Source organism: Pseudoxanthomonas mexicana (assembly GCF_046736355.1).
In the GTDB taxonomy this organism is placed as follows: Bacteria; Pseudomonadota; Gammaproteobacteria; order Xanthomonadales; family Xanthomonadaceae; genus Pseudoxanthomonas_A; species Pseudoxanthomonas_A mexicana_B.
On record NZ_CP157201.1, the window covers coordinates 178,411 to 200,683 of the forward strand.

Consider the following 22,273-nt stretch of genomic DNA (forward strand, 5'->3'; position numbering starts at 1 on the left):
TGGCGTGCTTCGCATCGGTTGCGGCCAGTGCACGGCACTGGCGATGACAGCCACTGTCGCGGCTGCCGGTCGAGTCGATCAGTCCGAGGGAATGACGGTTTCCACGCCGTTCAGCGCGGACCGCCCGAACATGCCTGCTTCGACAGGCAACCCGGCCTGTCCAAAAGCTCCTTGGCAGCGTCGCGCTCCTGTCTCATCTGGGCGGCGGTCTTGCAGACGCGGACCGTCAGATGGCTGCCCTTGCGCTTTTCCCGGGTGCAGATCAGGCGATCGTCTTCGGCCTTGGTGACGGTCGCGTTGATTGCTTCGAGCGAGTTGAAGATCGCCATGTGCTCATCGGTGGTCAGTTCGGCGGTTGAGGCTTTCCCTTCCAGGAGGGCGAGCACGCGCCGCTGGTGGCCGATCAAATCCGTGCGCTTCTGGCGGGGCATCCGGTCGTACGGTTCGCGCGCGGCCTCGACTTCGGCGAGCAGCTGCTGCTGCTCGATCCGGAGCTTGTCCAGGTCGAGCGGGATTGCAGGTCCTTCTTCGGCATGGACGATCGGCGAGAGCGCGAGGAGAAACGCCAGTCTGTATGCAAGGGAGAACATGCCCAGGCTCCGGATGGAGATGTCGCATCGTGGGGACCGGAATGGCGATGGCTATCCGGCGTAAAAGGGAGACGGGCTTGCGCCCGTCTCCCGAAGTGCTGCAATGACTGCGGTCAGAAGTTGAACGTGACGCCGAGGCTGTAGTAACGGCCGACGGTGTCGTACCACTGCGGGAAGGTGTTGCCGCTGTTCTGGGTGGTCGAACCGATATCGCTGCCCACGATCGGCGGCTTCTTGTCGGTGAGATTGTTGACCGCCAGGGTGATGCGGGCATTGAACGGCGCGTCGTAGCCCACGCCCAGGTCGAAGTAGCTATACGAGGGAATGCTCTCGAACGGCTCGAACCAGGGACCGGTGCCCGGTTCCACCTCGAGGGAACTGTTGTAGCGCCAGGCCAGCGACACCGAGAGGGCGTCGTAGTTCCAGGTCGTGCGCAGCAGCGACTTCAGATCGTGGCTCGGGGTGCAGCTGGTGCTGTAGTAGCCCAGGCAATCGCGCACGCCCGAGGTCGGGGTGGCCTCGAAGTCATCGCTGGTGACCTTGGTGATGTCCAGCGCGTAGTTCAGCCGGCCGAGCGATCCCGGCAACTCGTGGCCGTAGCGCACGCCCAGGTCGAAGCCGTCCTTCTTGATGCGGCCCAGGTTGGAGATCAACAGGCCGATGCCCGGCGCATCGGAGCCGTTGAACGTGCCGTTGGCGGGAGAGCGGCCAATCAGGGCGCAGTTCGCGTTGAAGGTCAGGCCCGGGTTCAGCGCCGCGTTGTAGCAGCCATCCACCACGTCGGCCACGCTCTGGGACGAAACCGCGTCTTCCAGCTCGATCTTCCAGTAGTCGAAGGTGATGGCCAGGTTGCCGGTCGGCGTCCATACCAGGCCGAGGGTCTGGGTATCGGCCAGTTCTGGCTTCAGCAGCGGGTTGCCACCAGTCAGGACGTTGACCTGGGCCGCGGACGGCTGATCGAGGTTGCCGATGAACGCCACCGGCACGCCGGTCTCGCGGCACAGGTTGGACAGCGTTCCCGGGGTGTTGGCCTGGGCGACGTTGATGGCGCTGCCCGCGCAGGGATCGACGGCCATGTTGTCCAGCCCGGTGACCTGCGGCGCGAACAACTCGCCGATGTTCGGCGCACGGGTCGCGCGCTGGAACATGCCGCGGAAGCGCAGGCTCTCGATCGGAGCCCATTCCAGGCCGTACTTCCAGCTGCCGTAGTCGTCGCCGGTGCCGGCGTCGGTGCTGAAGTCGGAATGGCGGTAACCCAGTTCCAGCGACAGGGATTGGGCGCCGGTGACGCCGTTGACCAGCGGCACGATGACTTCGGCGAAGGCTTCCTTCAGCGAGAAGCCACCCTGGCGATCCGGGAACGGCGCGCCGGTGCCCATGACCTCGCCCTGGATCTGGGAGGCGGCGTCGGCGCGCGTCTGCGCCTTGGCCTTGCGGTACTCGACGCCGGCCGCCACGCCGATCGGGTAATCGGACCAGGGGCTGTTGAGCTCGCCGAGATCGCCGGACACGGTGAAGGCCGCGTTGTTCTGCTCGACGTTCTGCAGCGCGTACGAACTGAGGTTGATGAAGGCCAGCTGCTCGGGCGTGATCGAGCCGGCATCACCCCAGATGTTCAGCGGGACGCAGCCATTGCTCGGATCCACGCACGCGGTGGTGCTGAGCGCGTTCAGCGCCTGCCGGACCTTGGACAGCGAGCCCCAGTTGCCCGAAATCTGCAGCTGTTCGGATTCGCCATGCGACCAGAAAGCGTCGTAGCGCCAGTTGTCGTTGATATCCCCGCGCAGGCCGGCGGTGACCTGGAAGGTCTTGGTGTCGAAGTCGCTCAGGCGCGGCCCGAGTTCGACCAGGCGGCGGGAAATCGACATCGGCACGAGCGTGGTTCCGTTGGCGCCGGCGACGCAGTCGGCCGCCGCGATCTGGCGGACCGCGCAGATCTGCTGGCGCATGGCCTCCGGCAGGTACGGGTTGCCGATCGGCACGTTGATGGATTCACCGAAGACACCGCTGGGGGCCAGCGTGGAGCCGACCTGGGAGCGCGTGTAGTTGAGCTGGCCGTAGATTTCGGCGTGGCGGCTGAGCTCGAACCGGCCCAGCGCGGTGGCCTGATAGCGATCCAGGCCGGTCTGGAAGTAGTTCAGCGGGTTGTAGTTGTAGAAATAGTAGCTGGGGACCAGCCTGCCGGTGGCGATGTCGATCTGCTGGCCGCTGATGCTGGGGACGCGGTTCGGGTCATCCGGGTCCCAGGTGCTTGCGATGGAGAACCGGCCCGGGATGGTCGTGCCGGATCCGCCCTGGCTGCCGTCGTCGGAGAACAGCGCGTATTCGCCCCAGGGGCGGTTGCCCTGGAGAATCGGGTCGACCTTGGTGTGGCCGAAGCTGAGGACGGCGTTGCCGCGGCCGTCGTCGGTGTTGGCGCCAAGCGTCAATTCCATGCGCTGGCGGGCGCCATCGCCGTACTTCGATTCACCGTAGCTGGACGAGAATTCCGCGCCTTCGAAGTCACGGCGGAGAATGAAGTTGGCCACGCCCGAGATCGCGTCCGCGCCGTAGACGACCGACGCGCCGCCGGTCAGCAGGTCCACGCTCTGCAGCAGGGCAATCGGGATGGTGTTGGTATCGACCACGCCGGCGAGGTCATACGGGACGGGACGACGACCGTCGATGAGGACCAGGGTTCGGTTGGAGCCGAGGCCGCGCATGTCGATTTCCGCAGCGCCGCCCGTACCGTTGTTGGTGCCGGGGCCAATCGAGGGCGTGATGCTGGGCATGCCGCGGACGAACTCTTCCACCGCCACGGGCTGGGTGCGCAGGAAGTCCTCGCGCTCGATGCTGGCGACAGGCGTGGTGGAAGCGACGCCGGGGATGGTGATGCGACTACCGGTGACCTGGATGCGATCGAGCGTCGTGGCTTCGCCTTCCTGTTCGTCCTGCGCCTGGGCCTGGGCCAGGACGCTGCCGGTAGCGGCGAAGCTGGCGATGCCGACTGCCAATGCGTAAACAACCGCGTCGCGCAATTTGCTGCGTTTACAGTTCATTCTCTCTCTCTCCGAATAGGGGTCATGGACCCAAGAATCCCGGCTGAAAAGATCTGCAAGAGGCCGGGCGACCCGATGATAGGTGCCCTTTCCGGATAATTAAAGCGTTGTTAAACGTAGGGCCGTGATCAGCAAAGGGATGTACAAGTACCGATCAATCAAAGACATAAAGCGGACGTGGACCACGGACCAGATGATGCGAATGGCTGTTATTCGCGCGCCATCTGTCCGGTTCCCCATTCCTGCATCGGCATCGTTTGCCTTGCAGCGGCATGAAAAACCCGTGCCCATGAGGAGCATGGATGACTCGATTCCATCTTTCATGCCGGCCCATGCGGCAGACGGATGTGAGACCTGCATTCCCCAGAAAACGTGATCAGAACCAAGCTGTCGTCCAGGAACCTATCCCGGAATCCGCAGCCAATGGGCGATGCTGGCCGCTGCGTCGCGGCCTTCGGCCACCGCGGTGACGACCAGGTCGGCGCCACGCACGCAGTCGCCGCCGGCGAACAGCTTCGGGTGCGTGGTCTGGTAGGGCAGGCGCTCGTCGCCGCCGGCGACGACGCGACCGTTCGGCGTGGCCTCGACGCCGGCCTCGGCCAGCCAGCGCGGCACGCTGGGCGAGAAGCCGAACGCGATGATCACCACGTCGGCCTCCAGCAGCGATTCGCTGCCTTCCACAGGTTCCGCGCGCTGGCGGCCGTGTTCGTCCGGCTCGCCGAGCCGGGTCTCGACCACGCGCACGCCGACCACCTTGCCGTCGGCGTCGCCCTCGATCGCCAGCGGCTGGCGGTTGAACAGGAAGCGCACGCCCTCCTCGCGCGCGTTGGCGACCTCGCGCGCCGAGCCGGGCATGTTGGCCTCGTCGCGGCGGTAGGCGCAGGTCACCCGCGCCGCGCCCAGGCGGATCGCGCTGCGCACGCAGTCCATGCCGGTGTCGCCGCCGCCGAGCACGACCACGCGCAGGCCGGCCAGGTCGGGCAGCTGGATCCTGTCCTCCCAGCCGGCGATCGGCCGGCCCCACGGATCGTTGCCGCCGACGATGCGGCCGTTCTGCACCAGGAACGGCAGCGCCGGCAACACGCCGTCGAGGTCCTGCCCGGCCAGGCCGCCGTCGGTGTAGCGGTAGGCGCCGGTGCCGACGAACACCGCGTCGTATTCGTCCAGTAGCTGTGGCAGGGTCACGTCGCGGCCGATCTCCACGCCGAGGCAGAACGCCACGCCCATGCCCTCGAGCACCTCGCGGCGCCGGGCGATGACGCTCTTGTCCAGCTTGAAGCTGGGGATGCCGAACTGCAGCAGCCCGCCGATCTGCTCGTAGCGATCAAACACCACCGCCTGGACGCCGGCGCGCGCCAGCCGGTCCGCGCAACCCAGTCCGGCAGGACCTGCGCCGATCACCGCCACGCGCTTGCCGGTGGGGACGACGTCGCTCAGGTCCGGCCGCCAGCCGTTGGCCAGCGCGGTGTCGGTGATGAACTTCTCGACCGCGCCGATGGTGACCGCGCCGAACGGCTCCAGCGTGCAGGCGCCTTCGCACAACCGGTCCTGCGGACAGACCCGGCCGCATACCTCCGGCAGCGGGTTGGTTGAATGGCACAGCGCGGCGGCTTCCTCGATGCGGTTCTCCTGCACCAGTTGCAGCCATTGCGGGATGGCGTTGTGCACCGGGCACTTCCAGCTGCAATACGGATTGCCGCAATCCAGGCAGCGCCCGGCCTGGTACTGCGCTTCCTCCCTGCCGAAGCGGCCGTACAGCTCGCCCCAGTCGCCGGCCGTGCGCAGTTCCAGCGGGATGCGCTGGGGCATCTGCCGGGGGAGGTCGAGGAATTGAAAGACGTGTTTCTTGCTCATGGCAGGAATGGGGAATGGGGAATGGGGAATCGGAAAAGCGGTACTCGAGGGCGGGAAGCGAGCTGCGGAACCGGGCTTTGGCCATTCCCGATTCCCCATTCCCGATTCCCGTCGCTCATGCCGCCCGCTTGAGCGTCTCGGTCAAAGACTCGATGCTCGCCGCCTTCGGCTTCACCAGCCAGAACTTGCCGATGTAGTCGCGGAACTCGTCGAGGATCTGCTGCGCCCAGATGCTGCCGGTCAGTTCGCGGTGGCGCTGGATCAACCGGTGGATGTGCTGGCGGTAGTTCTCGAAGCCTTCCGGGCTGATGCGGTGGATGTCGATCAGCTCGTGGTTGTAGCGGTCGACGAAATCGCGGTCCAGGTCCAGCACGTAGGCCAGCCCGCCGGTGAAGCCGGCGCCGAAGTTCAGCCCGACCTTGCCCAGCACCATCACGATGCCGTCGGTCATGTACTCGCAGCAGTGATCGCCGGCGCCCTCGATCACCGCCAGCGCGCCTGAGTTGCGCACGGCGAAGCGCTCGCCCGCGCGGCCGGCGGCGTACAGCTCGCCGCCGGTGGCGCCGTACAGGCAGGTGTTGCCGAGGATGGCGGTGTTGCGCGCCTCGAAGCGCGCCGCGCGCGGCGGGCGCACCACCAGCCGGCCGCCGGCCATGCCCTTGCCGACGTAGTCGTTGGCCTCGCCCTCCAGCTCCATGTGCAGGCCGCCGGCGTTGAACGCGCCGAAGCTCTGCCCGGCGGTGCCGCGGAAGCGCAGGCCGATCGGCGCATCGGCCATGCCGAGGTTGCCGTGCGCGCGGGCGATCGCGCCGGACAGGCGCGCGCCGATGCTGCGATCGGTGTTGTGGATCAGGAAGCGGTGATCGCCGCCGGACTTCTTCGCGATGGCATCGGCCAGCAGGCCGTCCATCTGCGTAGCCAGGCTGTCCGGCGACTCGTACAGGCGCTGCGCCGCGCAGCCGCCGGCATCGGGCCGCGCGCCGGCCAGCAGCCGCGACAGGTCCACGCACACGCCGTCGCGCGGCGAGGCGTCGATCTGTTCCAGCAGGTCGGTGCGGCCGACGATCTCGTCCAGCGATCGCGCGCCCAGGCAGGACAGCCACTGCCGCACTTCCTCGCTCAGCAGGCGGAAGAAGTTCTCCACCCGCTCGGGCAGGCCGGTGAAGTACTGCGAGCGCAGGCGCTCGTCCTGCGTGGCCACGCCGGTGGCGCAGTTGTTGAGGTGGCAGATGCGCAGGTACTTGCAGCCCAGCACGATCATCGGCGCGGTGCCGAAGCCGAAGCTGTCGGCGCCCAGCAGCGCCGCCTTGACCACGTCCAGGCCGGTCTTCAGGCCGCCGTCGGTCTGCAGCACCGCGCGCTCGCGCAGCTGGTTGGCGACCAGCGCCTGGTGCGCCTCGGCCACGCCCAGTTCCCACGGCACGCCGGCGTAGCGGATCGAGCTGATCGGGCTGGCGCCGGTGCCGCCGTCGTGGCCGGAGATGGTGATGAGGTCGGCGCCGGCCTTGACCACGCCGGCGGCGATGGTGCCCACGCCGGCATGGCTGACCAGCTTGACCGATACTTGCGCCTGCGGATTGACCTGCTTGAGGTCATAGATGAGTTGGGCGAGGTCTTCGATGGAATAGATGTCGTGGTGCGGCGGTGGCGAGATCAGGCCGATGCCCGGCCGCGCGTAGCGCAGCCGCGCGATGGTCTCGTTGACCTTGTGACCGGGCAGCTGTCCGCCCTCGCCGGGCTTGGCGCCCTGCGCGACCTTGATTTGCAGGACCTCGGCGTTGACCAGGTATTCCGGGGTGACGCCGAATCGGCCCGAGGCCACCTGCTTGATCTTGCTGCGCCTGTCGGTGCCGTAGCGCGCCGGATCCTCGCCGCCCTCGCCCGAGTTGCTGCGCCCGCCCAGCCGGTTCATCGCGATCGCCAGCGCCTCGTGCGCCTCCGGCGACAGCGCGCCCAGGCTGATCGCGGCGGTGTCGAAGCGGCGAAGCAGGTCGGACGCGTCGGCCACCTCGTCCAGCGGCACCGGCGTGGCGGCCCGCTTCAGCCGCAGCAGATCGCGCAGCGCCGAGGGCGGGCGCGAGTTCACCGCGTCGGCGTAGGCCTGCCAGTCGCGCGCGTCGCCGCTGCGGGTGGCGCGTTGCAGCGTCGTCACCACGTCCGGGTTGTACATGTGGTACTCGCCGCCGTGCACGTACTTGAGCAGGCCGCCCAGTTCCGGCGCGTGCCGATCGTCCCAGGCACGCGCCTCGAGCTGGCGCGCCTCGGCGTCCAGCCTGTCGAAGCCCACGCCGCCGATGCGCGCCGGCGTGTCGGCGAAGCACAGATCGACCACGTCCGGATCCAGCCCGACGATCTCGAACAGCTGCGCGCCGCGGTAGCTGCTGATCGTGCAGATGCCCATCTTCGAGATGATCTTGGACAGGCCCTTGTAGACGCCCTTGCGGTAGCTGCGGCCGATCTGCGCCTGCTCGCCGCCCTTCTTGATCTGGAGGATGCCGCGCCGGCCCAGGTCGAACAGCGTCTGGTAGGCCAGGTACGGGTACACCGCGGTGGCGCCGACGCCGATCAGGCAGGCGATGTGGTGCGGGTCGCGCGCGGTTCCGGTCTCGACGATCAGGTTGACGTCGCAGCGCAGGCCCTCGCGGCACAGGTGGTGGTGCACCGCGCCGGTGGCCAGCAGCGCGTGGATCATCGGCCGGCCGTGCTGCGGCCGGCGATCGCTCAGCACCACCATCACCATGCCCTCGCGCGCGGCCTGCGCGACCTCGCGGCAGACGCGTTCGATGCCGGCCTTCAATCCTTCCGCGGCGTCGTAGGACAGATCGATGTAGCGGTGCTTGCGATCGTACGGCGCCATCTTCACGATCTGGCGCAGCTTGCGCTGGCTCAGCACCGGCGAGTTGAGGATGACGTGGTTCACCGTCTCCGCGCCGGCGTGGAAGATGTTGGTCTCCTTGCCCAGCTGCGTGGCCAGCGACATCACGCAGTCCTCGCGCAGCGGATCCAGCGGCGGGTTGGTGACCTGCGCGAACGCCTGGCGGAAGTAGTCGTACAGCGGCCGCGTCTGCCGGCTCAGCACCGCCATCGGGGTGTCGTCGCCCATCGAGCCGGTGGCTTCCTGCTCGGTCTCGGCCAGCGGGCGCAGCACCAGCTCGACCTCCTCGCTGGTGAGCTGGAACAGCTTGTGGAAGCCGCGCAGGGTCTTCTCGTCGAACGGCGCGTCGGTCAGCGAGGGATCGATCAGCTCGGTCTGCAGGTAGGTCACGCCCTGGTGCAGCCACTGCTTGTACGGCGCGCGGCCGCGGTTGATGCGATCGACCGCGTCGCTGTCGAGCAGGTCGCCGCGCTTCAGGTCGATGGCCATCATCTCGCCGGGGCCGAGCTTGCCCTTGCGCACGACGCGCTCGGTCGGCACTTCCCACACGCCGGCCTCGCTGGCGACGATGAAGTGGCGATCCGAGGTCAGCATCCAGCGCGCCGGGCGCAGGCCGTTGCGGTCCAGCGTGCACACCGCGTAGCGCGCGTCCATCGAGACGATGCCGGCCGGGCCGTCCCACGGCTCGGTGTTGAGGCCGTAGAACTCGTAGAACGCGGCCAGGTCGGCGTCCTTGAACTCCAGCGACTGGGTCGCCGGCGGCACCAGGATGCGCAGCGCCTGGATCAGCTCCATGCCGCCGGCCACCAGCAGTTCCAGCATGTTGTCCAGGCTCTGCGAGTCCGAGCCGTGCATCGAGATCACTGGGTCGAACTGGGCGATGTCGAAGCGCGGCGTCTTCCACACCTTGCTGCGCGCCTGCGCCCAGCGGCGGTTGCCCTCGATGGTGTTGATCTCGCCGTTGTGGGCGAGCAGCCGGAACGGATGCGCCAGCGGCCAGCGCGGCAGCGTGTTGGTGGAGAAGCGCTGGTGGAACACCACCGCGCTGCTGGCCAGCTCGCCGCGTTGCAGGTCGGGATAGAACACCGCCAGCTTGTCCGGCAGCACCATGCCCTTGTAGCCGATGGCGTGCGGCGACAGCGTCACCACGTAGAAATCGGACGAGGTTTCGCGCAACCGCTGCTCGGCGCGGCGGCGCGCCAGGAACAGCGCGAGAGCGAACGCGTCGTCGTCCTGCGCATCGCCCGCGGCGACGAACACCTGCTCGATGCGCGGCAGCGTGTCGCGCGCCAGCTGGCCGCAGACGCGCTCGTCGGTGGGCGGCACGCGCCAGCCGCGCACGGCCGTGCCGGCGTTTTCCAGCTCGGCTTGCAGCGTCTGCCGGCATTGCGCGGCCAGCGCCGGATCGCGCGGCAGGAACACCAGGCCGGCGGCGTAGCGCGCGCCGGGATCGATGCCGGCCTCGGCGGCGAGCGCGCGCAGGAAGGCGTCGGGTTTGCGGATCAGCAGGCCGCAGCCGTCGCCGGTCAGGCCGTCGGCGGCGACGCCGCCGCGATGGGTCATGCGCGAGAGCGCGGCGATGGCGGTGTCGACGAGCGCGCGCGACGGTTGATCGTCGAGCTGGGCGATCATGCCGAAGCCGCAGGCGTCGCGTTCGTCGTTCGGATCGTAGAGCCCTTGGCGATTGCGGGGGGCCATGTCTGCCTCGAAGCGTGCTGACGGCGACACCGTGCCCTGCCCGCGCAACGGCACTTCGAAATGTCACCGGAAGCCCGACTAAAGCATAGATGTTGCGGTGCCGCAACTGCGCAATCTTAGTTGCAAAAGCAACTTTTCGAGCGCGTGCGGAAGCCAGACCAAAGCAACACCAGAAGCCTGGAAACAAGGGGTTTGGTGAATGCGCGAAAGGTATTCGACTGGATTTGCCGCACTCCGCATCTGCCGATGCATCGTGGCGATGCGTGGATGCCACGCGCCATGCGATGGAAGAAAAAAGAATCCAGCAGAAGCCCCCTTCCGCCGCTTGCGGGGGAAGGTGCCGAAGGCGGATGGGGACGCCGCGAAACAGTGTCGGCCTGGAGTGGCCGCATCCATTCCGTGCAGCTCATCCCCAGAGTATTTTTCGATATCAGATTTTTCCGTCGTCCCGCCTTGGCGGGAACGACGGAGGTGTCGCGTGGTCGAACGAGATGTCCTGGCGCATGGAGATGCGTCATGCAGCGATGTGCTGCGCGATCAGCCGCAGCGCACGGCGGTGACCACGCCCTGCTCGTCCTGCTCGATGTTGATGCGGTTGGCGTTGTACTCCATCGTCACCGCCTGGCCGGGCTTGAGGATGCGCGTGGCCTCGGCCTTGGCGTCGGTGCGGACCTGCACGACCTCGGCCTCGGTCAGCGTCTTGCCGATCGCCCACTGCGCCTGCGAGTCGTCGCAGCTGCCCAGTACCGGCGGCGCTTCCAGCGGCGGCTCGGTCGACGGTTGCGCGGCTTCGGCGGCGGCGGCCTGCGACTGTTCCAGCGCGGTGGTCTGTTCGTCCGGCGCGTTGTCGCAGGCGGACAGGGACAGGCACAGCAGCAGGGCGGTCATCGCGGTACGGGTCATGCGCGGGTCTCCTCGGAGGTGATGGGGCGGAGCATCGCCGAAAAAGCATTCGCGTGTCGTTAACCGGACTTGCCCGGGTCGGGCGGCTTGACGGCGCGTTCATCGGCGCCGGCCAGAATCCCCCCATGCCGCCGCGCTCCCTGGACGTCGCCCCTGTTCCCGCCGCCAGCGTCGAGGCCGTCGCGCATGCGGACGCCGCCGGGCTGGTCTACGTCAGCGACGCCGAGCCGGGCATCGCGCGCCGCCGCTGCGGCAAGGGCTTCGCCTACCGCGACCCGGCCGGAGCGCCGGTGCGCGACACCGCCACGCTGGCGCGCATCCGCGCGCTGGCGATCCCGCCGGCCTATACCGAGGTGTGGATCTGCCGGCTGCCGCACGGACACCTGCAAGCCACCGGTCGCGATGCACGCCGGCGCAAGCAGTACCGCTACCATCCCGACTGGAGCGCGGCGCGCGGCGACGGCAAGTTCGATCGCGTGGCCGCCTTCGGCCAGGCGCTGCCGAAGCTGCGGCGGCGCCTGCGCCGCGACCTGGCGTTGCCCGGTTTCCCGCGCGCGAAGGTGCTGGCGCTGGTGGTGGCGCTGATGGCCGACACGCTGGTGCGGGTGGGCAACGCCGAGTACGCGCGCAGCAACCGCTCCTATGGGCTGACCACGCTGCGCAACCGCCATGCCGAGTTCGTGCGCGGCGGTCGCGTGCGTTTGCGCTTCCGCGGCAAGGGCGGGCTGGAGCACGACGTCGAGGTGGACGACGCACGGCTGGCCGGGTTGGTCAGGCAGTGCCAGCAACTGCCCGGGCAGGCGCTGTTCCAGTATCGCGACGACGACGGCGCGGTTTGCCCGGTCGATTCGTCCGACGTCAACGGCTACCTGCGCGAGGCGATGGGCGAGGCGTTCACCGCCAAGGATTTCCGCACCTGGGGCGGCACGCTGGCGGCGTTCCAGCGGCTGGCGGCGCTGCCGCTGCCGGAGCCGGCCAGCGAGGCGGCGCTCGTGCGTGCGCAGAACGAGGTGATCAAGGCGGTGGCCGTGGCGCTGGGCAATACGCCGGCGGTCTGCCGCAAGGCCTATATCGATCCGCAGGTGTTCGCCGGCTGGCGCGAGGGACGCGTGCAGCGGACCGCCGCCGGCGCGCGCGGCGATCGGCAGTGGGAACAGGCGGCGCTGAGGTTCCTGCGCGCCAGCCGCGCGGCGCGGCGCAAGGCCGGGCGGCGGCACGTCCCGGGGAGATGAAAGCCCGCCGCGAATGACACGGGACCCTCCGTCCCCGGCATGGCGTAGAGCGGAGCTTACTCCGCTCCCCCGGCAGGCATCCGCCGAGCAAGCTCGGCGCTACAGGCGTTTCCCCCGAACTTGGGGAAAACCTGAAGACCGTCGTTCCTACCTTCGCGGGGACGACGGAGGTAGGGGAAATTCTTTCTAGCCGCAGGTCACCGCGGTGATGCGGTTGCCGGCGTCGAGGAACACGTTGACGCGATCCCGGCGGTGATCGCGGGTCACCGGCCGGTCCGGGCCGATCGCGCGCAGCAGGCCGGCGCCACTTTCGCGCCAGACCCGGCCCATCGTCGCCTGATCGCCGGGTTGCCCGACCGCCCATTGCACTTCGTCGGCGTGGCAGATCCCGGGGCCGGCGCCGGTGGCTGGCGCGTTGGCGCAGGCGCAGGCGCCGGCCAGCGCCATCGACAGCAGCGCCAGCAACGGCGGCAGGGCACGGACGGGAGCAGGGAACATGGCGCGTCTCCGCGAAGGCGATGCGCCTACCTTACGCCGAAGCCGCCGATACCGCCGAAGGCGTCCGCCGCCGGCGCTCGAACGCCCACAGCGAGGCCGAGGCCAGCAGCCATGCCAGGAACCACGGCCACGACGGCCCGCGCCGCGGCGGTCCCGCCTGCACGGGGACGTCGGCCGGCGCCTGCGCAGCCAGGGCGAGCGTCGCCTCGCGCCGGCGCTGCGCCTGCCATGCCGCGCCGGCCTGCGCCGGCAGCACCGCGAACGGGGTTTCCGCCTCGCCCTGCCGCAGCAGGTGCCAGCCGGGCTGCGCCGGCCAGAACGCGGCGCAGCGGCGCGCGCCGCCGGCGGGGTCGGGATGCAGGGCGATGCGCGCGCCGTCGGGCGCGACGATCCCGGCGTCATCGGCCAGATCGCACAACGTGGCGCGCTCGCCTTCCCACAGCGGCCACGGCATCGGCGGCGCGCTCGCGCCATCGCCGCGCGCGACTATGGCGATCGCCTCGCTCCAGATCCCGGCATGGCGCTCGCCGCGCCCGGCCAGGACCAGCTTGAAGCTGTCGGTCAGCGTCACCAGCGCGATGCGGCCGCGGCCGTGCGCGCGCCAGTAGGCGAGCGGGCGCTCCTGCGCGTCGTGCAGCAGCGGCACGGCGTCGGCGGCCTCGATGCGCAGCGCGCGGCGGGTCAGCGACGGCAGCGCGGGCACCGGCTCGTCGGCGGACAGCGGCGCATCGGCGCTGCCGGGACCGCGCAGCGCGGCCAGCGTGGCGTCGCCGTCGCGCAGGCGCGTGGTTTCCGAAGCGGCGCCGGCATCGACGCCGAAGCCCCAGCCGCGCAGACGCGCGCGATCGGCGGACGAAAGCGGGCCGGTCATGCGCAGCAGCACGCCGAGCCCCTCGCGCACGGCGTCCGACAGCGCGCGCATCTCGCCGTCGCCCAGCGATTGCAGGCTGCGCTCGTCGAGCAGCAGCGCGTCGAAGCGGCGCAGGGTGTCGGCGTCGATCCGCAGCGGCGCATCGCCCAGGACCAGGCCGGCGCCGGTGCCGATGCGGGTGTGCAGGGCGATGCCGGCGTCGCCGGCCCAGCGGCGCAGGTACTTCAGCTCGGGGCCGGGCGCGCCGGCCAGCACCAGCAGCCGCGGCGGCGCAGGGGCGGCGATCCGCAGCGGCAGCGGCATCGTCTCGCGCGTGGCGCCGCCGGCGTCGACCACGCGCAGCGAGAACGTCGCCCGTCCGGCCGCGCGCGCCGCGCCTTGCAGCGCGAAGCGGCCATCGTCGCCGGGGACGGCGCGTTGCAGCCGCTGCCCCGCCGGATCCAGCAGTTCGACCGCCGCGCCGGACAGGCCGGCGAGACGGCCATGCACGGTGAAGTCGTTGCCGGCGGCGATCTGCGCGGGCCATTCCAGATCGACCAGCCCGGTCGGCGGTGGCGCGGCGTCGAAGACCAGCGCACGGCCGCGCGCGGCCTCGCGATCGCGCGCCTCCAGCCCGGCGCCGACGACGTGCAGTCGCCGCGCCTGCGGATGACGGCGCAGCGCGGTGGCCAGGTCGGGGACGGCCTCGGCCTCGGCGTGCGCCGGCGCTTCGGGCAGCGCGACGAGGATGTCGCCGGTGGTATGCGCAATCTGCGCCAGCACGCCGGCGGTCAGCACGGTCAGCGTGCCTGCCTGGGTGGGTTTCGCCGGCGGGAACAGCGCCAGGTACAGCAGCGCGGCCAGCAGCGGCTGGGCCAGCAGCAGCGTCGCCAGCCGGCCGTGGCGTGGCGGCAGCGAGGGATCGCGGCGGCGCTGCCAGTGCAGCAGCCGCAGCATCGATACTGCGGCGGCCAGGGCGAGCAGCGCGGCGGTGATCAGGGGGAAATGGGCGGGATTCATCGACGCGACTCCGCTTCCAGCGCATCGAGGTAGCGGCGGCCCTGCGCGTCGGCCGCCGGACGGCGCGGCGCGGCGGCCGGCGGGCGCGCCAGCAGTGGCCACAGCAGCGCGCGCAGGTCGGCGCGGCAATCGGCGCAGTCCGGCTGCCGGCGCAGTGCGTCGATGGCCGCGTGCAGCGACAGCGGATCGGCCGCGCGCGCCGGGTGCTCGCGCAGCCAGCGCTCCAGCGCGTCGAGATCCGGGGATTGCGATCGCGCATCCGGCGCGTCGTCGAGCGCGCGCCACAGATCCGCGAGGACCGTGTCCCCGCTCGCCGCCGGCCGCAGCGCATCCGGGCGCGGCGCCAGCCCGTCGCGCTTGCCGCCGAGCCGGCGGCCCTCGTCGATCGGCGGCAGCTCCGGCCCCACGCGGGCCAGGTAGATGCGGCTGGCCTGCTGCACCTGCTTGATGAACTCCAGCGCCTTGTACGCGTAGGGCAGCGCGCGATCCGGATGGCCCTGGCGCAGTTGCAGTTCCGACTGCCACATCTGGTCCAGCGCCTGCTTCAGCGTCGCCCGCGTCTCCGGATCCAGCAGCGTGGCCGCCTCGGCGTGATCGTGGGTGTGGCCGAAGGCTTCCAGCACGTCGTCCTGGCGGCCGAAGACCGTGGCCGGCGCGGCGGGATCGGCATGGTCGTGGCCGTCGTGCGCGGCGGCGCCATGATCGTGGCCGTCGTCGTCGTGGTGATCCGAATCGTCGTCGTTGGTCGGCAGCGGCGGCGGTTGCGGCGCGCCCTCGGATTCCTCGCCGAGGAACTGGCCGTAGCGCAGGCGCAGGATGCGCTGGTCCACGCCGATTGCGTCGGAGCGTTGCAGGAAAGCCTCGCCGGCCAGGGCGCGCCCCTGTTTCTGCAAGGCCTCGGCGTCGATGATGATCTGCCGCTGGCTGCGGAAGTAGGCCGGAAGCACGCGCTTGACGATGCCTTCGATGCCGGTGCTCTCGCTGCCCAGGTCGCTCGGCCAGCGCAGGATCAGGCTGGGGCTGCGCGCGGTCTGCGGCTGCGGGGCGCGGTTGTCGTCCACCGACAGCTGCACGATCAGGTCGTCGCCGGCCGCCACGCCCAGCGCGGCCAGGTCCAGCCGGTGCGCGTAGCGGCGGCGGGCGGCCTCGCCCTGGCCGGCGAGGCCGACGGTTTGCTCGCGGAAGGTGATGTTCTCGCCGCTGCCCTGCGCCAGGGTGATGCGCAGCGTCGCGCGCGCGGCCACGCCGTGATCGTCGCTGGCCTCGAAGGCGACGTCCCAGGCGCGCTGGCCCGGCGCGACCAGGCTCAGGCTGCGATCCGGCGCGAGTACCTTGATCTGCGGCGGCCGGTCGGCGATGGCGTCGAGGCGGTGCGGCTTGCCGCCGTCCAGCGCCTGCCCGTCCACCTCGATGCGGTAGAGCGCGGAGACGTCGAGCCGCAGCGAGGCGATCCGGTCCTCGCCGTCGCGCGCCAGTTCGATGCGGCGGCCGTCGAGCAGGACCAGCGCCGCCTGTCGCGGCGGCGACGAGAAGCGCAGCCGCCAGCGCAACTGCGAAGCCTGCGGCGCCTTGATCGACAATGCGTCCTCGTCGCGTGGCGGCAACCGGGTATAGGCCGGCGGCGCGACGTGCAGGATATGCGCGAGCAGGCGGATCGGCCCGGTGGCATCGTCCGTGATGACGGCGCCGGGCGCGGAGGAAGCCGGCGCGGAAGGCCGCGTTGGCCATGCGACGGCGGCGGCCGCCGCCAGCGCCGCCAGCAGCGCCGAACCCGCCAGCGCGCGCAGCGGCCACGCCGCGCGCAGATCCGCCGGCCGCGCCACCAGCCGCTGTTGCAGGCGCTGGCGCTGCAAGCGCTGCAGCGGATTGCGCGCCGCGCCGGCCAGCAGCAGGTCGGCGCTGTCGTCCATGTCGGGGCGGCGCGCATCGAGTTCGCGCACCAGCCAGCGCGCGTCGCGCCGTCGCCATTGCAGCGCAGCGACGGCGGCGCCGGCCAGCAGCGACAGGGCGAACGCGGCCAACGCCGCCATGTCGCCGCCGATGCGCCAGGCCAGTACGGCCGCCGCGATCGACCACGGCAGCGCGAACGCGGCGACGATGGCGGCGTCGCGCCGGCGCGCGGCCGTCCACGCAGCGCGCGGCAGGGCGTCGGCGTTCATGGCGCCGCTCCGCGCCGCGCGCGCGTGGCCAGCCAGCGCTCGGCCGCGAACGCCAGCGCGATCAGCAGCGCCAGCCAGGGTTGCAGATCGCGCGGGGACTGCGGAAAGGCGCGCGCGCCGGCCAGCGGTGCATGCGCGCGCGCGTCGGCGCGGGAGGGCGCGGCTTGCGCGGGTTGCAGCAGGGCCTGCAGGCGTTGCGGGAAATCGGCCTCCAGCAACGCCGGCATCGCCTGCGGCTGCAACGGCCGGGTCAGCCGCAGCAGTCGGCCCTGGCCCCGCGTGGCGCCTTCGGCCAGCGTTTCCCCGGCGACGTCGCGCCAGAGCGGGGCGGCCGTCGTGTCGTCCGGTAGCGAGGCGCCGGCCTCGATCAATGCGGTGCCGCCAGCTTCGACCCAGCGCAGCAACGCCGGCGGCAGCGAGCCGGCGCCCAGCCAGGCGACGACCTCGCGTGCATCGCCGGGCAGCGCATCGTCGATGCCATGCAACGTGTAACTGGCATCGGCCGGCGCGACGTCATCGTCGCCCGCGTGCCAGGCGATCGCCGCGGCACGCAGGTAGCGCACCGACGCCGCCTGCGCATGGTCGGCATGGATGCGCAGGCGCGGCGGCGCGGGCTGGGGCGCGGGCCGGGGCGCGGGCATCGTTACGGGCGTCGCGCCCTCGGTGATGCGCCAGTCCACCTCGCGCGACAGGCGCGGGCGCTGCGCGTCGGCGCCGTCGTACTGCGCGGTGGCCAGCACGATCAGCGGCACGCCTTCGGCCAGTTCGGCGTCGATCTGGCGCAGCAGGCTGCTGATCGGCTGCGTATCGGTGGGCGCGGGCGTTTCCAGCGCGGGGAAGTCCGTCGCCAGCCAATGCCGTCGCGCCTGCGGCGGCAATGCCTGCCGATCGATCGCGTCCTGCGCCACGCCGGGCATCACCGCCACGTACGGCCTGCGATCCGGTGCGCCGTGCAGCACCGGCCGCGCGAGCCACAGCGCCAGCAGCGCGAGCAGCAGCAGGCGCAGCAGCAGCAGCGGCCATTCGTCGAAGCGGATGCGGTGGCGCGGCCTGGGTTTCTGCCGCAGCCAGCGCAGCGCGGCGAAGTCGGTCGGTCGCTGTTCGCTGCGCCGGGCCAGGTGGATCAGCAGCGGCAGCAGCAGGGCGGCCAGCGCGGCCAGGGCGGCGGGAAGGAGGAGAGCAAAGCTCATGGTGCGTGTGCAACCTTGCCCTCGTGGGAGCGACGTGAGTCGCGACAGGCCGGGACGATGGCGGCGTCGCGACTCACGTCGCTCCCACGAGGGGAGAGGCAATGGCCGCTCATGCGTACTCCGCCGCGGCCTGCCGGCCGAACAACCGCCGCAGCGGCAGGTCCAGCGGTTCGTCCAGCACGTGGCGCACATGCGCGATGCCGCTGGCGTCCAGGCGCGCGTCGAGTTCGCGCTGGGCCTGCGCGAAGCGCGCCAGGTAGTCGGCGCGCATCGCCTTGCCGTCGCCGAGCAGTTCCTCGCCGGTCTCCGGATCGCGGAAGCGGTGGCCGCCGTCGAACGGGAAGTCGCGCTCCTCCACCGTCAGCAACTGGATGAAGATCACTTCGCGGCGCGCCGCGGCCAGCCGTTCGGCCAGTGCGATCGCGCCGTCGTCGAAACCGTCGCTCAGCAGCACGACCAGGTCGCCGGCGCCGATGCGCTCCCACACCGGGTTGAGCCGATCGCCCTGCGGGAAGAGGCCCCGCGCGGACAAGGCATGCAGTTCCAGCCACAGCCGATCGCGCTGGCGCGCGCCGGCGCCCGGCGGAATCAATCCCAGCCCATCCTCGCGCAGCGTGATCAGGCCGAAGCGATCGCCCTGCCGCAGCGCCAGCTCGGCGATGCAGGCGGCGATGCCCTTGGCCGCGTCGAGCCTCGTGCGCTGCGGATCGGCGCGGTCGGCCTGCGCCATCGACGCGGAGGCGTCGATCAGCAGCCACGCCGCCAGCGGGCTCTCGCGCTCGGCCTCGCGGACGAAGAAGCGGTCCGAGCGCGCATACAGCTTCCAGTCGATCTGGCGCAGTTCGTCGCCCGGCTCGTAGGCACGGTACTGGGCGAACTCCAGCCCGGCGCCGCGGCTGCGGCTGTGGTGCAGGCCGATGCCCTGCGCGCCGATCGCGCGGCGCGCGGTCAGCCGCAGATCCTTCAGGCGGCTGCGGACGTCGGGCGGGATCAGCGGCTGCGCCATCGCGCGCGGCTCAGGCGGACGGGTACGGCACCGCGCGCAGCAGCGCGGCGATCACGTCGTCGGCCTGCTTCTGCTCGGCCTCGGCGGCGAACGACAGCAGCAGGCGGTGACGCATCACCGGCGCGGCCAGCGCGATCACGTCGTCGCGGGTGGCGGCCAGCCGCCCGTGCAGCAGGGCACGCGCCTTGGCCGCCAGCACCAGCGACTGCCCGGCGCGCGGGCCGGCGCCCCAGCGCACGTACTTGCGCACGTCCTCCGGCGCGGCGCTCTCGCCGGGGCGGCTGGCGCGCACCAGGCGGGTGATCCAGGTCAGCAGGTCGTCGCCGACGTGCACCTCGCGCACGCGCGCCTGCACGGCGATGATCGCCTCGCCGTCCATCACCTTGGGCACCTTGCCGCCGCCGCTTCCGGTGGTCTGGGCGAGGATGTCGCGCTCCTCCGCCTCGCTCGGATAATCGACGCGCACGTGCAGCAGGAAGCGATCCAGCTGCGCCTCGGGCAGCGGATAGGTGCCGGCCTGTTCGAGCGGGTTCTGCGTGGCCAGCACGAAGAACGGCGCCGGTAGATCGCGGGTGACGCCGCCCTGGCTGACGGTGCGCTCCTGCATCGCCTCCAGCAGCGCGGCTTGGGTCTTCGGCGGCGTGCGGTTGAGTTCGTCGGCCAGCAGCAGGTTCGTGAAGACGGGACCGGGCTGGAAGCGGAAGTGGCGGTGGCCGGTGCCGTGATCCTCCTCCAGCAGCTCGGTGCCGAGGATGTCGCTGGGCATCAGGTCGGGAGTGAACTGCACGCGCCGGAACTGCAGGTCCAGCGCCTGCCCCAGCGAGCGCACCAGCAGCGTCTTGCCCAGGCCCGGCACGCCTTCGAGCAGGCAGTGGCCGCCGGCGAGCAGGCCGATCAGCAACTGCTCGACCACCTCGCCCTGGCCGACGATGGCCTGGGCGATGGCGTCGCGCAGTTGGCCGAGGCGGGCGAGTTGCTGCTGGACCTCGGTTTCGGTGATGGCGTTCATGGAAAATCCTGGGGGAAGATAAACGAATGGTGGCTGTTGCGTAGAGCCGAGCTTGCTCGGCTCTACATGGGGGCAATCATGAGTTCAATGCATACATCACGATATTGACCGCGAACCGGGTGTTGTCCTCGGCCAGGAAGCGCTTGTTGCGCCAGTCGTAGTCCCATTCGCAGCCGTAGTCCTTGTTGCTGTAGAGCACGCCTAGGCGGCCGTCGATCTCGATGCCCTTGAGGTAGTCGTGGATCAGGTCGTCGCCCCAGCCGTTGAGCTCGAAGCCGGTCGCCGGCGGGCCGTCGGGGAACCTGAAGAAACTCGAATACAGCGGGTGCGAGTTCGGCAGCTTCTTCAGCGCGCGCGCGCCGAAGATCGAGGCCATCTGCGCCTCGAACGACTTGGCGAACAGCCCGTCGATGTCGTGGTTGCAGTCGTCGACGAACACGAAGCCGCCGTTGCGCACGTAGCGCTCGAAGTTGCGCCGCTCGTCCGGGTTGAACTCGACCAGCTTGTGCCCGGCCAGGTAGCAGAACGGCGCGACCAGCATCTTCGGGTCCGACAGCGCCAGCACGTGCTCCTTCGGATCCACGCGCAGGTTGGTGTAGTCGATCAGCGAGGTGATGAGGTTGGCCGGCATCCGCGCATCCACGTCCCAGTCGCCGGAGTCGTACTTGAGGCGGGTGAACCAGAAGTCGTATTCGGCCGCCGCGCGTGCCGGGCGCGCATGCCCGCCCAGCAACGCGCCGACCGCGCCGCCGAGCATCAGGCGCAGGAATTGCGCGCGGTTCATGCCCGTGCACGGCCCCCTCCCCCGCCTGCGGGGGAGGGTTGGGGTGGGGGCAAGGGCCGGCGGGGTTTCATCGGAAGTAGTGGGGCAAGGCGGAAGCGGGTTCTGGGCGATCGGCGATGCAGGAAACTTTCCGACTTCGTCGCCCCCCACCCTAGCCCTCCCCGCACACGGGGAGGGGACAAAACTCGCTTACACCGCGTCCGACAGCGAGGTGAAGGTGAAGTCGCGCAGCTTCATCGGCGGGATCATCATCACGAAGCTGGACTCGTCGCCGGACACGCGGATCGGCCTGCCCAGTTCCTCGATGTTGTTGAGCATGATCACCGGCGACTCGTTGAAGCGGAAGTTCTTCACCGGGTGCTTGATCTGGCCGTTCTCGATGTAGAAGGTGCCGTCGCGGGTCAGGCCGGTCAGCAGCACGGTCTGCGGATCGACCATGCGGATGTACCAGGTGCGGGTGACCAGGATGCCCTTCTGGGTACCGCGCACCAGCTCGGCGGTGGACTTGGTGCCGCCGCTCATCAGCAGGTTGCCCGGCGAGGCGGTCGCCTGCTTGCCCTGCTTCTGCGCCCAGAAGCGCGAGTAGCGCAGGTTGGCGATCTTGCCGTCCTGGATGATCGGCATCTTCGTGCGCGGCAGGCCCTCGCCGTCCCACGGCATCACCGGCGCTTCCGGGTGCCACGGGTCTGCGGTGATGTTTACGCGCGGATCGTAGACCTGCTCGCCGAGCTTGTTGCCGCCGCCCTTCTTCGAAAGGAAGCTGCGGCCCTCGTCGGCGCTGCGCGCGTCGAAGAAGTTCATCATGAACGAGATCAGGCCCGCGGCCGCGTGCGGTTCCAGGATCACGGTGTACTTGCCCGGCTCCAGCGCCTTGGCCTCGGCCGACTCGGTGGCCTTGCGCATCGCGACGCGGATGTCCTGGTCGGCCTTGAACTCGGAGGCGTCCTTGACGTTGCGGCCGACCCAGCCCGAGCCGCGGCCGTCCTCGGTGCGCACCGTGCAGGTGTAGTTGAACGCGGTGGCGCGCTGGTAGCCGAAGTTGCCCTTGCTGTTGGCGAAGGCGACGAAGCTCTGGCCGTCCTCCAGGAAGCCGGCGGCGATCAGCTTCTCGGCCTTGCACGGGGCGATCGAGTCGGCGGCGACCTGGGCGCGGAACTCCGGCGTGATCGCGGCGGTGGACTCGCTGAAGGTGGCGGTGGGGGTATAGGTCTGCTTGCCGATGGCCGGCATGAACTCGGGGTTCTCCGGCGCCAGCCGCGCCAGGTCCTCGGCGCGCCGCACCACGCGCTCCAGCGCGGCGTCGTCGAACTCGTTGATGGTGGCCGTGCCCACGCGCTTGCCGAACGCCACCGACACGCCCAGGTCGGTGTTGCTGACGATGCCGCTGGTGGAGACGTTGTTCAGCGCGAAACGGATGTTGCCTTCGATCGAACCGGTCAGCGACGCGGTGCACTCGTCTGCGGTGGACAGGGCGATGACCTTGTCCAGGATGGCCTTGGCCTGCGCTTCGGTGAGGATGCTCATTGGGATTTCATGCTCCTGGTAGAGCGGAGCTTGCTCCGCTGCT

14 protein-coding genes are annotated in these 22,273 nt (G+C 70.3%); 1 reads left to right on the forward strand and 13 read right to left on the reverse strand.

Translation table 11 applies throughout. From position 1 onward, the window contains the following. Positions 1-110 precede the first annotated feature (110 nt). The 5 genes from AAG688_RS00755 to AAG688_RS00775 all read right to left on the reverse strand — a co-directional run bounded on the left by AAG688_RS00755 (position 111) and on the right by AAG688_RS00775 (position 10,958). Positions 111-590, reverse strand: a complete 480-nt coding sequence (locus AAG688_RS00755) for a hypothetical protein (protein WP_411833463.1) — start codon at positions 588-590, stop codon at positions 111-113. 113 nt (positions 591-703) lie between these two features. Continuing rightward, positions 704-3,628, reverse strand: coding sequence for a TonB-dependent receptor domain-containing protein (locus AAG688_RS00760; protein ID WP_411833464.1), 2,925 nt, complete (start codon positions 3,626-3,628; stop codon positions 704-706). 402 nt (positions 3,629-4,030) lie between these two features. Then, positions 4,031-5,482, reverse strand: coding sequence for an FAD-dependent oxidoreductase (locus AAG688_RS00765; protein ID WP_411833465.1), 1,452 nt, complete (start codon positions 5,480-5,482; stop codon positions 4,031-4,033). Positions 5,483-5,597: 115 nt separating this feature from the next. Then, positions 5,598-10,055 carry a glutamate synthase large subunit gene (gene gltB, locus AAG688_RS00770; RefSeq protein WP_411833466.1) on the reverse strand — a complete coding sequence of 1,486 codons (4,458 nt, stop codon included), beginning with the start codon at positions 10,053-10,055 and terminating at the stop codon, positions 5,598-5,600. Between the two features lie 537 nt (positions 10,056-10,592). Then, positions 10,593-10,958, reverse strand: a complete 366-nt coding sequence (locus AAG688_RS00775; protein WP_411833467.1) for an I78 family peptidase inhibitor — start codon at positions 10,956-10,958, stop codon at positions 10,593-10,595. Positions 10,959-11,083: 125 nt separating this feature from the next. Between AAG688_RS00775 and AAG688_RS00780 the strand changes: the two genes are divergently transcribed. Beyond that, a complete protein-coding gene (locus AAG688_RS00780) occupies positions 11,084-12,190 on the forward strand; it encodes a DNA topoisomerase IB (RefSeq protein ID WP_411833468.1) in 1,107 nt (368 codons plus the stop codon). Between the two features lie 186 nt (positions 12,191-12,376). Here AAG688_RS00780 and AAG688_RS00785 read toward each other — a convergent pair whose 3' ends face one another. The 8 genes from AAG688_RS00785 to AAG688_RS00820 all read right to left on the reverse strand — a co-directional run bounded on the left by AAG688_RS00785 (position 12,377) and on the right by AAG688_RS00820 (position 22,230). Further along, complete coding sequence (locus tag AAG688_RS00785; RefSeq protein WP_411833469.1) at positions 12,377-12,688, reverse strand: I78 family peptidase inhibitor; 312 nt, start codon at positions 12,686-12,688, stop codon at positions 12,377-12,379. A 31-nt stretch (positions 12,689-12,719) separates the two neighbouring features. Next, entirely contained in the window at positions 12,720-14,558 is a 1,839-nt protein-coding gene (locus AAG688_RS00790) for a carboxypeptidase regulatory-like domain-containing protein (protein WP_411833470.1), read from the reverse strand. Beyond that, complete coding sequence (locus AAG688_RS00795) at positions 14,555-16,717, reverse strand: hypothetical protein (RefSeq protein ID WP_411833471.1); 2,163 nt, start codon at positions 16,715-16,717, stop codon at positions 14,555-14,557. Before AAG688_RS00795 ends, AAG688_RS00790 begins: the two co-directional genes overlap by 4 nt. After that, positions 16,714-17,907 (reverse strand): BatA domain-containing protein, encoded by a 1,194-nt coding sequence (locus AAG688_RS00800; protein WP_411833472.1) that lies wholly within the window; start codon positions 17,905-17,907, stop codon positions 16,714-16,716. The genes AAG688_RS00795 and AAG688_RS00800 overlap by 4 nt, the downstream gene beginning before the upstream one ends. A gap of 109 nt (positions 17,908-18,016) precedes the next feature. Continuing rightward, the gene (locus tag AAG688_RS00805) at positions 18,017-18,913 is read right to left on the reverse strand and encodes a DUF58 domain-containing protein (RefSeq protein ID WP_411833473.1); all 897 of its coding nucleotides are present in this window, start codon (positions 18,911-18,913) and stop codon (positions 18,017-18,019) included. 10 nt (positions 18,914-18,923) lie between these two features. Beyond that, a complete protein-coding gene (locus AAG688_RS00810; protein WP_411833474.1) occupies positions 18,924-19,922 on the reverse strand; it encodes an AAA family ATPase in 999 nt (332 codons plus the stop codon). 76 nt (positions 19,923-19,998) lie between these two features. Further along, positions 19,999-20,706, reverse strand: a complete 708-nt coding sequence (locus tag AAG688_RS00815; RefSeq protein ID WP_411833475.1) for a DUF4159 domain-containing protein — start codon at positions 20,704-20,706, stop codon at positions 19,999-20,001. A 189-nt stretch (positions 20,707-20,895) separates the two neighbouring features. Further along, positions 20,896-22,230, reverse strand: a complete 1,335-nt coding sequence (locus AAG688_RS00820; RefSeq protein WP_411833476.1) for a TldD/PmbA family protein — start codon at positions 22,228-22,230, stop codon at positions 20,896-20,898. Between the last annotated feature and the right edge of the window lie 43 nt (positions 22,231-22,273).

What these genes read in the sequence shown, in the direction of transcription:
- AAG688_RS00790 (WP_411833470.1), bottom strand. Translation starts at nt 14,558, where the DNA reads ATGAATCCCGCCCATTTCCCCCTGATCACCGCCGCGCTGCTCGCCCTG.
- AAG688_RS00760 (WP_411833464.1), bottom strand. Translation starts at nt 3,628, where the DNA reads ATGAACTGTAAACGCAGCAAATTGCGCGACGCGGTTGTTTACGCATTG.
- AAG688_RS00785 (WP_411833469.1), bottom strand. Translation starts at nt 12,688, where the DNA reads ATGTTCCCTGCTCCCGTCCGTGCCCTGCCGCCGTTGCTGGCGCTGCTG.
- AAG688_RS00765 (WP_411833465.1), bottom strand. Translation starts at nt 5,482, where the DNA reads ATGAGCAAGAAACACGTCTTTCAATTCCTCGACCTCCCCCGGCAGATG.
- AAG688_RS00795 (WP_411833471.1), bottom strand. Translation starts at nt 16,717, where the DNA reads ATGAACGCCGACGCCCTGCCGCGCGCTGCGTGGACGGCCGCGCGCCGG.
- gltB (WP_411833466.1), bottom strand. Translation starts at nt 10,055, where the DNA reads ATGGCCCCCCGCAATCGCCAAGGGCTCTACGATCCGAACGACGAACGC.
- AAG688_RS00810 (WP_411833474.1), bottom strand. Translation starts at nt 19,922, where the DNA reads ATGAACGCCATCACCGAAACCGAGGTCCAGCAGCAACTCGCCCGCCTC.
- AAG688_RS00775 (WP_411833467.1), bottom strand. Translation starts at nt 10,958, where the DNA reads ATGACCCGTACCGCGATGACCGCCCTGCTGCTGTGCCTGTCCCTGTCC.
- AAG688_RS00815 (WP_411833475.1), bottom strand. Translation starts at nt 20,706, where the DNA reads ATGAACCGCGCGCAATTCCTGCGCCTGATGCTCGGCGGCGCGGTCGGC.
- AAG688_RS00820 (WP_411833476.1), bottom strand. Translation starts at nt 22,230, where the DNA reads ATGAGCATCCTCACCGAAGCGCAGGCCAAGGCCATCCTGGACAAGGTC.
- AAG688_RS00755 (WP_411833463.1), bottom strand. Translation starts at nt 590, where the DNA reads ATGTTCTCCCTTGCATACAGACTGGCGTTTCTCCTCGCGCTCTCGCCG.
- AAG688_RS00780 (WP_411833468.1), top strand. Translation starts at nt 11,084, where the DNA reads ATGCCGCCGCGCTCCCTGGACGTCGCCCCTGTTCCCGCCGCCAGCGTC.
- AAG688_RS00800 (WP_411833472.1), bottom strand. Translation starts at nt 17,907, where the DNA reads ATGAGCTTTGCTCTCCTCCTTCCCGCCGCCCTGGCCGCGCTGGCCGCC.
- AAG688_RS00805 (WP_411833473.1), bottom strand. Translation starts at nt 18,913, where the DNA reads ATGGCGCAGCCGCTGATCCCGCCCGACGTCCGCAGCCGCCTGAAGGAT.